Here is a 13,177-nt window from a genome sequence, read left to right as displayed (position 1 = left end):
TGGTCAGCGGCGCGGGGCGCGCGAGGTGAAGAAGCGTTGGAGCAGGCAGAACACGAAGAGCAGCGCGCCGACCACGATGCGCGTCCACCACGAGCTCAGCGTGCCGTCGAAGGAGATCAGCGTCTGGATGATCCCGAGCATCAGCACGCCGAAGAGCGTGCCCGCCACATAGCCCACGCCGCCGGTGAGCAGCGTGCCGCCGATCACCACCGCCGCGATGGCATCGAGTTCCAGCCCGAGCGCATGCAGGCCGTAGCCCGAGAGCATGTAGAAGGTGAAGATCACCCCCGCCAGCGCCGAGCAGAAACCCGAGAGCGTGTACACGCCCACGAGCGTGCGGCGCACCGGCAGGCCCATGAGCATCGCCGAATGCTCGCTGCCGCCGATGGCGTACACCGCGCGGCCGAAGGGCGTGCAATGCGCGATGAAGATCGCGGCCAGCAGCACGGCGATGGCGATCACCGCGCTGACCGAGACCGAGGCCTCGCCCCAGATGGGAATTCGGATCTGCGAGACCTCCGAATAAAAATCGTTGGTGATGCTGATCGAGTCGATGCTGATGAGGTAGCACAGCCCGCGCGCGAGGAACATGCCCGCGAGCGTGACGATGAAGGGCTGCAGCCGGAAGCGCTCGATGAGCAGCCCCATGAACGCGCCGAAGGCCGTGCCCATCGCCAGCACCAGCGGAATCACGATGGCCGGGCTCCAGCCGTGCTTCTCGACCAGCGAGGCCGACACCATCGTCGTGAGCGCGATCACCGAACCCACCGAGAGGTCAATGCCGCCCGAGAGGATCACGAAGGTCATGCCGACCGCGACGACGATGAGGAAGGCGTTGTCGATCAACAGGTTGAGGAACACCTGCGCCGAGAAGAAGCCGTCGTAGAACACCGAGCCCAGCGTCGCCATCAGCACGAACAGCGAGATGGTCGCGGTCAGCGGCAGGTACTTCGGATTGAGCCTTGCCGTGCTCCCGCGCACGGGAGCGGTTTGAACTGAAGGCGTCGCCTCGATCACTGCACTCATGCCCTGCCCCCGTCATGCACCGGCCGCTGCACCAGCGTGCGAACCTCCGCCCGAAACTCCGGCGACTGCATCAGCATCACCACGAACACCACCACCGCCTTCACCACGAGGTTGATCTCGGGCGGCACGCCCAGCGAATAGATCGCATAGGTCAGCGTCTGGATGATGAGCGCGCCGATCACGCTGCCCACGAGGCTGAAGCGCCCGCCCGTGAGCGCCGTGCCGCCGAGCGTGACCGCGAGGATCGCGTCCAACTCCAGCAGCTGGCCCGCGTTGTTGCCGTCCGCGCTCTTCACGTTCGAGCTGATCAGCAGGCCCGCCACGCCCGCGCACACGCCGCAGAACGCATACGCACCGACGACCAGCCGCCGCGCCTGGATGCCCGCCACGCGCGCGGCCGTCGGGTTGATGCCCACCGCCTGGATGAACAGGCCGAGCGCCGTGCGCGTGATCGCCAGGTACAGCAGCGCGAACACCGCCGCCACGATGAACAGCGAGAACGGCAGCCCCAGCAGGTAGCCGCTGCCGAGGAAGAAGAAGGGCTTGTAGTAGATCGTGATGATCTGCCCGTCCGCGACCAGCTGTGCGATGCCGCGCCCCGCCACCATGAGGATCAGCGTCGCGATGATCGGCTGCATGCCGACCTTGGCGACCAGCAACCCGTTCCACAGGCCGCACAGCAGCGCGACACCGAGCGCCGCGAGGATCGCGAGCGGCATCGGGAAGCGGCTCACGTCGCTGGACACCGAGCCGCCGATCATCCAGGCCGCGACCGCCGCCGCGATGGCCACAACCGCGCCCACCGAGATGTCGATGCCGCGCGTGGCGATCACCAGCGTCATGCCGAGCGAGACCAGCACCAGCGGCGCCGCGCGGTTCACGATGTCGATCAGGCTGCCGTAGAGATGGCCCTCGCGCCATTCGAGGTGCAGGAAGCTCGCGTTGAACGCGGTGTTGATGGCGAGCAGGAGCAGCAGCGTGATGACCGGCCAGGCGAGCCGGTGGCTCATGAGGGACGAGAGGCGGTTCATGCTGCTGCGATCATTTCGTAGACCTCGTCTTCGGTCGAACCACCCGGCAGTTCGCCCACCTTCTGTCGGTCGCGCAGCACCACGATGCGGTGCGCCACGCGCACCACCTCGCTCATCTCCGACGAGATGAAGATCACCGCCATGCCTGCGCGCGCGAGCCGCAGGATCTCTTCCATGATTTCCTGCTTGGCCGCCACGTCGATGCCGCGCGTGGGTTCGTCCAGGATCAACAGGCGCGGCTCGGTCGCGAGCCAGCGCGCGATCATGGCTTTCTGCTGGTTGCCGCCCGAAAGCAGGCCGATGGGCGTTTCGACGCTCGCGGTCTTGATGCCCAGCGAGGCGACGAAGCGCTCGGCCATCGCGGTCTGCTCGGCGTGCGAAAGAAATTTCCGCGTGCCCAGGCGGGCCTGCAGCGCCAGCGCGATGTTCTCGCGCACCGACAGCTCGGCCACGATGCCATCGGTCTTTCGCTCTTCGGGACACAGCGCGAGGCCTTCGCGGATCGCGTCGGCGGGATTCGAGAAGCTGACGGAGCGGCCGTCGATCTTCAGCACGCCACGGTCGGGCGATTCGAGGCCGAACAGCAGGCGCGCGAGTTCGGTGCGGCCCGCGCCGAGCAGGCCGGCGATGCCGACGACTTCGCCGGCACGCACGCGCAGGTCGGTCGCCTGCAACTGCCCGGCCTGCCCCAGTCCTTCGGATTGCAGCAGCGCGGGCGCTGCTTCATCGAACGCGGGCAGCGCGGCAGGTCGTGCCGACTGCGCAGCCAACTCGCGACCCAGCATCGCCGCGATCAGCGCTTGCGGCCCGAGGTCCGCAGCCTTCCACTCGCCCACCCAGTTGCCGTTGCGCAGCACCGTGATGCGGTCGGACACCGCGTACATCTGGTTCAGGAAGTGCGTCACGAAGACGATGGCAAGGCCCTCGCCGCGCAAACGCCGAAGCACCTCGAACAGCTTTTCCACTTCGTCGTCATCGAGGCTCGACGTCGGCTCGTCGAGGATCAGCACCTTCGACGACACGCCGAGCGCCCGCGCGATCGCCACCATCTGCTGCACCGCGACCGAATAGCTCGACAGGAGCCGCGTCACGTCGATGTCGAGCCCGATGCGCGCCAGCAGTTCTTCTGCCCGGCGGTTCACCGCGGCCCAGTCGATGCGAAAGCCCTGCATCGCGCCGCAGCGCGGATAGCGCCCCGCGAACACGTTCTCCGCCACCGAGAGGTTCGGGCACAGGTTCACCTCCTGGTAGACCGTGCTGATGCCCAGCTTCTGCGCCTCCAGCGGCGAGCCGGGCCGGATGGCCTGGCCATCGAGGCACATCTCGCCGCCACTGGATGGCAGCACGCCCGTGAGCACCTTGATGAGCGTGGACTTGCCCGCGCCGTTCTGCCCCATGAGCGCATGGATCTCGCCCGGGTAGAGCTTGAGCTGCACGCCGTTGAGCACCGGGATGCCGGCGAACTGCTTGTGGATGCCCCGCAACTCCAGCACGGGGGTGACGCCGCTGTCGGTCATGCGTTCACTTGTTCTTGTTGTAGACGTCGATGAACACCGCCGCCAGCAGCACCAGCCCCTTGATGACCTGCTGGTAGTCGATGCCGATGCCCAGGATCGACATGCCGTTGTTCATCACGCCCATGATGAAGGCGCCGATCACCGCCCCCATCACGCGGCCCACGCCGCCCGAGGCCGAGGCGCCGCCGATGAAGCAGGCGGCAATCACATCGAGCTCGAAACCGAGGCCCGCCTTGGGCGTGGCGGTGTTGAGCCGCGCCGCGAACACGAGACCCGCGAGCGCCGCCAGCGCACCCATGTTCACGAAGGTGAGGAACGCGAGCCGCTGCGTCTTCACGCCCGACAGCCGCGCGGCCTTCTCGTTGCCGCCCAGCGCATAGATGCGCCGGCCGATGGTCGTGCGGTTGGTGACGAAGTCGTACACCACGATCAGCACCGCCATCACCACCAGCACGTTGGGCAGGCCCTTGTAGGTGGAAAGCAGGTAGCTGAAGAAAAGAATGATCGCCGCGAAGAACAGGTTCTTCACGAGGAAGAAGGCGTACGGCTCCTGCTCCATGCCATGCGCCTTGAGCTTGGCGCGCCCGCGCAGCTTGAAGAACACCAGCGCCGCGGCCGCCAGCGCGCCCACGATCAGCGAGGTGGTGCGCAAGGTGTCGCCACCGAGCGGATCGGGAATGAAGCCCGAACTCAGGCGCTGGAACTCGACCGGAAACGGCCCCACCGACTGCCCCGCCAGCAGCGCCAGCGTGAGCCCCTTGAACACCAGCATGCCCGCGAGCGTGACGATGAACGACGGGATCTTGCGGAACGCGACGAACCAGCCCTGCGCCGCACCGATGACGGCACCCGCCGCGATGCTGATGAGCGCGGTCGGTACGAAGTGCCATTCGTACTCCACCATCAGCACCGCCGCGAGCGCGCCGATGAAGCCGCAGACCGACCCCACCGACAGGTCGATGTGCCCGGCCACGATCACCAGCAGCATGCCCAGCGCCATGATGACCACGTAGCTGTTCTGCAGCAGCAGGTTGGTGAGGTTCAGCGGCCGCAGCAGCGTGCCGTCGGTCAGCACCTGGAACAGCACCATGATCGCGACCAGCGAGATCAGCATGCCGTACTCACGCAGGTTGTTCTTCAGGAAGCCCACATGGAGCTTCGGCGTGGCGGGAGCGGCGCCTTGCACCACGTTGGCTTCAGGCAGGGACATGAACGGAACTCCCTGCACTCACGATCGCATGCATGATGCGCTCCTGCGACGCCTCGGCCGCGGTGAACTCGGCCACGAAGCGCCCCTCGTTCATCACGTAGATGCGGTCGCACATGCCGAGCAGCTCGGGCAGTTCGGAAGAAATCATGAGAATGCCTTTGCCCTCGCTCGCGAGCTGGTCGATGATGGTGTAGATCTCGTACTTGGCGCCTACGTCGATGCCGCGCGTGGGTTCGTCCAATATCAGCAGTTCCGGCTTCGTGAAGAGCCACTTGCTCAGCACCACCTTCTGCTGGTTGCCGCCCGACAGGTTGACCACCAGCTGCTCGACGCCCGAGCAGCGGATGTTCAATGCCTTCCTGAAGTCGTTGGCCACCTTGAACTCGCGGCCGTCGTCGATCACCGCGCGTTCGGAGATCGCATCGAGGTTCGCGAGGCTGATGTTCTTGCGGATGCCTTCCTCCAGCACCAGCCCGAGGCCCTTGCGGTCTTCGGTGACGTAGGCGATGCCTTGGTCGATGGCCTTGCGCACCGTGCCCACGTCCACCGGCTTGCCGTGCATCAGCACCGAGCCGCTGATGCGCTGGCCGTACGACTTGCCGAACACGCTCATCGCAAGCTCGGTGCGCCCCGCGCCCATGAGGCCCGCGATGCCGACGATCTCGCCCTGGCGCACATGCAGGTTCACGCCCTTGATCTGCTCGCGGTCGGCATGCAGCGCGTGGTGCACGCGCCAGTCGCGCACCTCCAGCACCGTCTCGCCGATCTTCGGCGAGCGCTGCGGATAGCGGTGTTCCATGTCGCGGCCCACCATGCCGCGGATGATGCGGTCTTCGCTGATCGGCGCGCTGCGGCAGTCCATCGTCTCCACCGTCGCGCCGTCGCGCAGCACGGTGATCGAGTCGGCCACCTTGGCGATCTCGTTGAGCTTGTGCGAAATGAGGATCGACGCGATGCCCTGGCGCTTCAGCTCGAGCAACAGCGCGAGCAACGCATCGCTGTCGTTCTCGTTCAGGCTCGCGGTGGGCTCGTCGAGGATCAGCAGCTTCACCTCCTTCGCCAGCGCCTTGGCAATTTCCACCAGCTGCTGCTTGCCCACGCCCAGGTCGGTCACGAGCGTGGTGGGCGGCTCCTTCAGGCCCACCTTGGCGAGCAGCTCGCGCGTCTTCGTATAGGCGGCGAACCAGTCGATCACGCCGCCGCTCGCGATCTCGTTGCCCAGGAAGATGTTCTCGGCAATCGACAGCAGCGGCACCAGCGCCAGCTCCTGGTGGATGATGATGATGCCCAGCTTCTCGCTGTCGGCGATGCCCTTGAAGCGGCGCAGCTCGCCCTCGAAATGGATCTCGCCGGTGTACGAGTCGCACGGGTAGACGCCGCTCAGCACCTTCATGAGCGTCGACTTGCCCGCGCCGTTCTCGCCGACCACCGCGTGGATCTCCCCCGCGCGCACGGCGAGGTTGACGTTGCTCAGGGCCTTCACGCCCGGGAACGTCTTGGTGATCCCGCGCATCTCGAGGATCGTGCGCACTTCGCCGGTCGGGCTCACTTGACCTGGCTTTCCTTGTAGTAGCCGCTGTCCACCAGCACCTGCTTCCAGTTGGAGCCGTCCACGCTCACCGGCTTGAGCAGGTACGAGGGCACGACCTTGATGCCATTGTTGTAGGTCTTGGTGTCGTTCACCTCGGGCGCCTTGCCCGAGAGCATGGCGTCGACCATGGCCACCGTCACCTTGGCCAGCTCGCGCGTGTCCTTGAACACGGTGGAGCTTTGCTCCTTGCGCAGGATCGACTTGACCGACGGAATCTCCGCGTCCTGCCCCGACACCACCGGCATCGGCTGCGAGCCCGAGCCATAGCCCACGCCCTTGAGCGACGACAGGATGCCGATCGACAGGCCGTCGTACGGCGACAGCACCGCATCGACGCGGTCCTTGGTGTAGTAGGCCGACAGCAGGTTGTCCATGCGCGCCTGCGCCACCGCGCCGTCCCAGCGCAGCGTGCCGACCTTGTCCATGCCCATCTGCTTGCTGCGCACCACGAGCTTGCCGCTCTTGATGTACGGATCGAGCACCGACATCGCGCCGTTGTAGAAGAAGAAGGCGTTGTTGTCGTCCGGCGAGCCGCCGAACAGCTCGATGTTGAACGGGCCCTTGCCACTCTTCAGCCCCAGCGCCGCCTCGATGGATTGCGCCTGCAGCACGCCGACCTGGAAGTTGTCGAAGGTGGCGTAGTAGTCGACGTTCTTCGAGCCCTTGATGAGCCGGTCGTAGGCGATGACCTTCACGCCCTTGTCAGCCGCCTTCTGCAGCACGTCGGACAGCGTGGTGCCGTCGATGGCCGCGATGACCAGGACCTTCGAGCCCTTGGTCACCATGTTCTCGATCTGCGCGAGCTGATTGGGAATGTCGTCGTCCGCGTACTGCAGGTCGGTCTTGTAGCCCTTGTCCTTGAAGTACTTGACCATGTTGGCGCCATCGGCGATCCAGCGCGCCGACGACTTGGTGGGCATCGAGATGGCGATGAGGCCCTTGTCCTGCGCGTGGGCCAGCGGCGTGAAGCCGACGACGGCGAAGGCCAGGCCCGCGAGCGAGGCCTTGAGGAAGGTGCGTTTCATGTCGGTCGGTCCTCAGTACTTGCGGTTGGGAAACTCTTTGGCCGCGACTTCCATCGGGAAGATGCCTTCTTCCGTGACGATGCGCTTGGGCAGCGTCTTGCCGGCCTTGATGTCCTTCACCGCGCTCATGAGCTGCGGCCCCAGCAGCGGGCTGCATTCCACCGACACGTTGAGCTTGCCGGCGATCATGGCTTCGAAGGCGCCCTTCACCCCGTCGATGGAGATGATGGTGATGTCCTTCGCGGGCTTCATGCCGGCCTCTTCGATCGCCTGGATCGCGCCGATGGCCATGTCGTCGTTGTGCGCGTAGAGCACGTTGATCTTCTTGCCCTCGGCCTTGAGGAAGGCCTCCATCACCTCCTTGCCCTTGGCGCGCGTGAAGTCGCCGGTCTGCGAGCGGGTGATCTTGAACTTCGGGTCGGCCTTGATGATTTCCTCGAAGCCCTTCTTGCGGTCGATGGCGGGCGCCGAGCCCACGGTGCCCTGCAGCTCGACGATGTTCACGTCGCCCTTCTGGTCCTTCATCTTCTCGACCAGCCAGCGGCCGGCCTTGCGGCCTTCCTCGGTGAAGTCGGAGCCCATGAAGGTCACGTACAGCGAGTCGTCCTTGGTGTTCACGGAGCGGTCGGTCAGCACCACCGGGATCTTCGCGGCCTTGGCTTCGCGCAGCACGGTTTCCCAGCCCGACTCGACCACGGGCGAGAACGCGATCACGTCGACCTTCTGCGCGATGTACGAGCGGATGGCCTTGATCTGGTTCTCCTGCTTCTGCTGCGCGTCGGAGAACTTGAGCTCGATGCCCGCCTCCTTGGCCGAGGACTTGATCGACTCGGTGTTGGCGGTGCGCCATTCGCTCTCGGCGCCCACCTGCGCGAAGCCGAGCACGAGTTTCTTCTGCGCGAGGGCGGACACGGGCAGCATGCTGCCCAGGGCTGCGGCGGCGAGCGCGGTGTTGAGGGTGCGGCGATTCATGGTCATGGTTGTCTCCTTCTTGATGCGTCTGTGATGTGTTCGGTCAGGCCAGCATGTAGCCGGTCTTCACCGTCGTGTAGAACTCCGCGGCGTGGCGCCCTTGTTCGCGCGGCCCGTAGCCCGACCCCTTGCGGCCGCCGAAGGGCACATGAAAGTCCACCCCCGCGGTCGGCAGATTGACCATCGTCATGCCGACCACGGCATGGCGCCTGAAGTGCATCGCGTGCTTCAGCGAATTGGTGCAGATGCCCGCGCACAGGCCGAAGGGCGTGTCGTTGCACAGCGCGAGCGCTTCGTCGTAATCGGCGGCGCGCAGCACGCAGGCCAGCGGCCCGAAGATTTCCTCGCGTGCAATGCGGTGCCCGGGTTGGGCCAGGAAGAGCGCGGGGCTCATGTAGTGGCCGGCGGTGGCGCGCTGCAGCGCCTCGCCGCCCCACACGTGCTCCGCGCCCTCTTCGCGCGCGATGTCGATCCACGCGAGGTTCTGCGCCAGCCGCTCTTCGTCGGCCACGGGGCCGATGTCGATGCCGCGTTCCAGCGCGTGGCCGATCTTCAGCGTCTTCAGGCGCTGGCGCAGTTGCGCCACGAAGGCGTCGTGCACGGCGGCTTCGACGATGAGGCGGCTCGATGCGGTGCAGCGCTGGCCGTTGGAAAAGTAGGCGCCCTGCACCGCGCAGTCGACGGCGCGGTCCAGGTCGGCGTCGGCCAGCACCACCAGCGCGTTCTTGCCGCCCATCTCCAACTGCACCTTGGCGCGCCGTGCGGCGGCTGCCTGCAGCACGCGTTCGCCGTTGGCGGCCGAGCCGGTGAAGCTCAGCGCATCGACCAGCGGGCTGTCGACCAGCGCCTGGCCGGCCTCACGGCCGCTGCCCATCACGAGGTTGAACACGCCGGCCGGCAGCGTGGCGCGGCCGATGATGTCGGTGAGCGCCCAGCCGCAGGCCGGCACCAGCTCGGCCGGCTTGAAGACCACGCTGTTGCCATGCGCCAGCGCCGCGGCAATCTTCGAGGCCGGCACCGCGAAGGGCGTGTTCCACGGCGTGATGAGGCCCACCACGCCGACCGGCTCGCGCGTCACGTCGACCTGCACGCCGGCGCGCACCGAGGCCACGTTCTCGCCACCGCCGCCGCGCAGGGCCTCGCCCGCGAAGAACTTGAAGATCTGGCCCGCGCGCGCCACCTCGGCCACGGCCTCGGGCAGCGTCTTGCCGACCTCGCGCGCCAGCAGCAGGCCCAGCTCGTCCTTGCGGGCCAGCAGCTCGGCGCCGATGCGGTCGAGCACGTCGGCACGCCGCTGCGGCGTGCTGTGGCTCCAGTGCACGAAGGCTTCGCTGGCCGCGCGAATCGCCAGCTCGACCTGGCGCCGGTCGGCACGTGCGTACTCGGCCACCACTTCGCTGGTGTCCGATGGATTGACGCTGACACCGGTGGTCGCGCTGGTTTCCCAGCGGCCGTTGATGTACTGGCGCACGCTCTGCCGAAGCTCGCCGTGGATCACCGTGGCGTTGCCTTGTCTCTGTTGTGATGGGACTGGGGCGGAAGTCTAGGAATGATTTCGATATCGATCCAATCGTTTTTTAGACAAAATGCATATCAATCGGTGGATTCTGGAAAACCCCGTCAGACCTTCGTTCGCAGCCTCTTCATGAACACCTACAACCACTGGTTCATCCGCGCCCGCCTCAAGACCCGCCAGCTGCTGTTGCTGGTGGCGCTGGCCGAGGAAGGCAACATCCACCGCGCGGCGCAGGTGCTCAACATGACGCAGCCCGCCGCGTCGAAATTGCTGAAGGACCTGGAGGACGTGCTCGAGGTGCCGCTGTTCGAGCGCCTGCCGCGCGGCATGCGCCCGACCTGGTACGGCGAGACCATGATCCGCCACGCCCGCGTGGCGCTGGCCAGCCTGAACCAGGCGCACGACGAGCTCACCGCGCTGAAGGCCGGGCGCCTCGGCCAGGTGAACGTGGGCGCCATCACCGCGCCGGGCCTCACGCTGATGCCGCCGGCCGTGGCGATGGTCAAGCGCGAGCAGCCCGACCTGCGCGTGTCACTGGAGATCGAGACCAGCCCGGTGCTGCTCGAGCGGCTCGAGCAGGGCAAGCTCGACATCCTCGTGGCGCGGCTGTTCGCCGAGCACGACAAGTCGCAGCTGCGCTACGAGGCGCTCACCGAGGAGCCCGTGTGCGCGCTGGTGCGCCCCGGCCATCCGCTGCTGGGCGTGAGCGGCCTCACGCTGCGCGACGTGGTGGGCGCCGGCTGGATCGTGCCGCCCGCGGGCAGCGTGCTGCGCCACCGCTTCGAGCTGATGTTCCAGGAGGAAGGCCTGGCGCCGCCGGGCAACATCATCGAGAGCCCGGCGCTGCTGTTCATCACGCGCATGCTGCAGCAAAGCGACATGGTCGCGGTGCTGGCGACCGACGTGGCGCGCTACTACGCGGCGCACGGCATCGTGTCGCTGCTGCCGCTGGACATGCCCTGCCACATGGACGCCTTCGGCATCATCACGCGCACCGACCGGCTGCTGTCGCCGGCCGCGAAGGTGATGATGAAGGCGCTGAAGACGGCGAGCATGAGCGTCTACGGCCGCAAGCTCGAGATGGACTGATCAGGTCCAGCCGGCGTCCACGGTGAACTCCTGCGCGGTGCACATCTTCGCGTCGTCCGACGCGAGGAACAGCACCATGCGCGCGATGTCTTCCGGCATCAGCTTGTCGGGCAGGCACTGGTTGCGGTGCAGCGCCTTCTCGCCCTCCTCGTCGAGCCACAGCGCCACCTGCCGCTCGGTCATCACCCAGCCGGGCGACACGGTGTTGATGCGGATGCGATCGCGGCCCAGCTCCACCGCGAGCCCGCGCGTGAGGCCGTTCACCGACGACTTGGCGATCGCGTAGCAGGGATAGCCCGAGCCCTTGGTCTGCCAGCCCGTGGAGCCGAGGTTGATCACCGAGCCGAAGCCCAGGCGCTTCATGCCCGGCACCACCGACTGGATCGCGAACAGCGCGGGCCGCTCGTTGATGGCCATGCGGTTGTCGTAGTAGTCGGGCGTGACCGATGCGAGCGTGTGGCGATCGTCGCTCGCCACGTTGTTGACCAGCACCGCGAAGTCGCCGAGCTCGGCGGCCGCGTCGGCCATGGCCTGCTGCAGCGCGCCGATGTCGCGCACGTCGCAGGCGCGCCACCACGGCGCGGCGTGGCCGGCCCCGGCGATCTGCGCGGCAAGCGCCGCGCTGGCAGCTTCTGCAATATCGACAAAGGCCACGCGCGCGCCCTGCGCCGCGAAAGCAGCGACGATGGCCGCGCCGATGCCGCTGCCGCCGCCGGTGGCGAACACGGTGCGGCCCTTCAGGCTGGGATGGATGGAAAGCTGGGGGGAATTCAAGGAAAAGGTCTCCAGGGGGCATCTCATGACATTGCAAAACACATATCAATCGATGCAGTTATTTTCAATTTCTATTATCAATATGCCTTGATACGATCCGCCGCGTCAAGGCGACATGACCTACAGAAAGAACAAATGACCATGCAAGAGACAAGCGCCCCTTCTTCGCCGCTCGCAGCGCCCCGCGTGCTCGGCACCCCCGAGTGCCTCTGGCCGGCAGCCGCCGACCTCGGCGAAGGCACGCTGTGGTCGGTGCGCGAGCAGGCGCTGTACTGGATCGACATCCTGCAGCCGCGCCTGTTCCGCTACGACCCGGCCACGGGCGCGCAGCGCACCTGGCACTTCGACGAAGAGATCACCGCGATTTCCGAGCGCGCGTCGGCGCCGGGCCTGTTCCTCACGCTGCGCCGCGGCTTCGCGCTGTTCGACACCACCGCGCCCGGCGACACCACGAAGCCGCGCTACCTGCACCAGCCCGAACCCGAGCGCACCGGCAACCGCTTCAACGACGGCAAGTGCGACAGCCGCGGCCGCTTCTGGGCCGGCAGCATGGACTTCGACTGCAAGGCGCCCACCGGCGCGCTCTACCGCTTCGACGCCGATGGCCAATGCACCCGGCACGACGACGGCTTCGAGGTGACCAACGGGCCGACGTGGTCGGGCGACGGCCGCACCATGTACTTCAACAACACGGCGATCAACACGATGTACGCCTACGACTTCGACATGGAAGCCGGCGCGGTGTCGAACAAGCGCGTGTGGCACCGCTTCCCGAAGGGCGACGGCCTGCCCGACGGCATGACCACCGACGCGGCCGGCCGCCTGTGGATCGCGCACTGGGACGGCGCGTGCATTACCTGCCACGACCCGGTGAGCGCCGCCGAGCTGTGCCGCATCGCGCTGCCCGCGAGCAACGTGACCGACTGCGCCTTCGGCGGCGCAGATATGCAGACGCTCTACATCACGACGGCGCGCAACAGCCGCACCGAAGCACAGCTGAAGAGCGAGCCGCTGGCCGGTGGGCTCTTCTCGGTGCGCATCGACAGCCCGGGCGTGCCGGCGGCGCTGTTCGCGGGCTAGGCCGCCCCGGGCCCCTCGCGCGGCTGCAGCGACGGCAGGTGCGCCACCGCGAAATCGGCGAACAGCCGGGCCCGCGCGAAGCTGCCACGGGATGAAGGCCACACCGCGTGGACCGGAATCCTCGGCGACTCGAACTCGGTCAGCACCAGTTCGGCCTGCCCGCTGTCGAGCAGGTCGCGGATCTGCCACAGCGGCGTGAAGAACAGGCCCAGCCCGCTCAGCACGGCCGCATAGATCGCGGCGGTGTTGTCGGCCCGGAAGCGCCCCGTCACCTTGACGCGCTGCAGCGTGCCGTCGACCGTGAAGGGCCAGTGCGCGTCGCTGCCGTGCGTGGTGCGCACCACGC

At 66.9% G+C, this 13,177-nt stretch carries 12 protein-coding genes; 2 read left to right on the top strand and 10 right to left on the bottom strand.

Features of this window, described 5'->3' with window-relative positions; genetic code table 11:
- Positions 1-3: 3 nt before the first annotated feature.
- From yjfF to AC07YS_RS17400, 8 genes are read right to left on the bottom strand one after another with little or no spacing between them, the layout of a single operon-like run.
- On the bottom strand, positions 4-1,026 hold the full coding sequence (gene yjfF, locus AC07YS_RS17435; protein WP_495268860.1) for a galactofuranose ABC transporter, permease protein YjfF: 1,023 nt from the start codon (positions 1,024-1,026) through the stop codon (positions 4-6).
- Complete coding sequence (locus AC07YS_RS17430; protein WP_495268861.1) at positions 1,023-2,057, bottom strand: ABC transporter permease; 1,035 nt, start codon at positions 2,055-2,057, stop codon at positions 1,023-1,025. Before AC07YS_RS17430 ends, yjfF begins: the two co-directional genes overlap by 4 nt.
- Positions 2,054-3,574, bottom strand: a complete 1,521-nt coding sequence (locus tag AC07YS_RS17425) for a sugar ABC transporter ATP-binding protein (protein WP_495268862.1) — start codon at positions 3,572-3,574, stop codon at positions 2,054-2,056. The genes AC07YS_RS17430 and AC07YS_RS17425 overlap by 4 nt, the downstream gene beginning before the upstream one ends.
- Before the next feature lie 4 nt (positions 3,575-3,578).
- Positions 3,579-4,784, bottom strand: a complete 1,206-nt coding sequence (gene mmsB / locus AC07YS_RS17420; protein ID WP_495268863.1) for a multiple monosaccharide ABC transporter permease — start codon at positions 4,782-4,784, stop codon at positions 3,579-3,581.
- Positions 4,771-6,315 carry a multiple monosaccharide ABC transporter ATP-binding protein gene (gene mmsA, locus AC07YS_RS17415; RefSeq protein WP_495268894.1) on the bottom strand — a complete coding sequence of 515 codons (1,545 nt, stop codon included), beginning with the start codon at positions 6,313-6,315 and terminating at the stop codon, positions 4,771-4,773. Before mmsA ends, mmsB begins: the two co-directional genes overlap by 14 nt.
- A gap of 14 nt (positions 6,316-6,329) precedes the next feature.
- Entirely contained in the window at positions 6,330-7,400 is a 1,071-nt protein-coding gene (gene chvE, locus AC07YS_RS17410) for a multiple monosaccharide ABC transporter substrate-binding protein (RefSeq protein WP_495268864.1), read from the bottom strand.
- A gap of 12 nt (positions 7,401-7,412) precedes the next feature.
- A complete protein-coding gene (locus AC07YS_RS17405; RefSeq protein ID WP_159278503.1) occupies positions 7,413-8,378 on the bottom strand; it encodes an ABC transporter substrate-binding protein in 966 nt (321 codons plus the stop codon).
- Between the two features lie 37 nt (positions 8,379-8,415).
- Positions 8,416-9,870 (bottom strand): aldehyde dehydrogenase family protein, encoded by a 1,455-nt coding sequence (locus AC07YS_RS17400; protein WP_139700865.1) that lies wholly within the window; start codon positions 9,868-9,870, stop codon positions 8,416-8,418.
- 147 nt (positions 9,871-10,017) lie between these two features.
- On the opposite strand from AC07YS_RS17400, the gene AC07YS_RS17395 reads away from it, so the two are divergent.
- Complete coding sequence (locus tag AC07YS_RS17395; RefSeq protein ID WP_062480583.1) at positions 10,018-10,977, top strand: LysR family transcriptional regulator; 960 nt, start codon at positions 10,018-10,020, stop codon at positions 10,975-10,977.
- Here AC07YS_RS17395 and AC07YS_RS17390 read toward each other — a convergent pair whose 3' ends face one another.
- The gene (locus AC07YS_RS17390) at positions 10,978-11,778 is read right to left on the bottom strand and encodes an SDR family NAD(P)-dependent oxidoreductase (protein WP_495268865.1); all 801 of its coding nucleotides are present in this window, start codon (positions 11,776-11,778) and stop codon (positions 10,978-10,980) included.
- A gap of 108 nt (positions 11,779-11,886) precedes the next feature.
- Between AC07YS_RS17390 and AC07YS_RS17385 the strand changes: the two genes are divergently transcribed.
- Positions 11,887-12,831, top strand: a complete 945-nt coding sequence (locus AC07YS_RS17385) for an SMP-30/gluconolactonase/LRE family protein (protein WP_495268866.1) — start codon at positions 11,887-11,889, stop codon at positions 12,829-12,831.
- Here AC07YS_RS17385 and AC07YS_RS17380 read toward each other — a convergent pair.
- Positions 12,828-13,177 (bottom strand): LysR substrate-binding domain-containing protein (locus AC07YS_RS17380; RefSeq protein WP_495275721.1); only part of this gene is annotated, 350 nt, incomplete at its 5' end. The genes AC07YS_RS17385 and AC07YS_RS17380 overlap by 4 nt on opposite strands.

The organism is Variovorax sp. GW458-11-26-14-LB1 (assembly GCF_059423965.1).
This window is presented reverse-complemented; position numbering and strand designations above follow the sequence as displayed.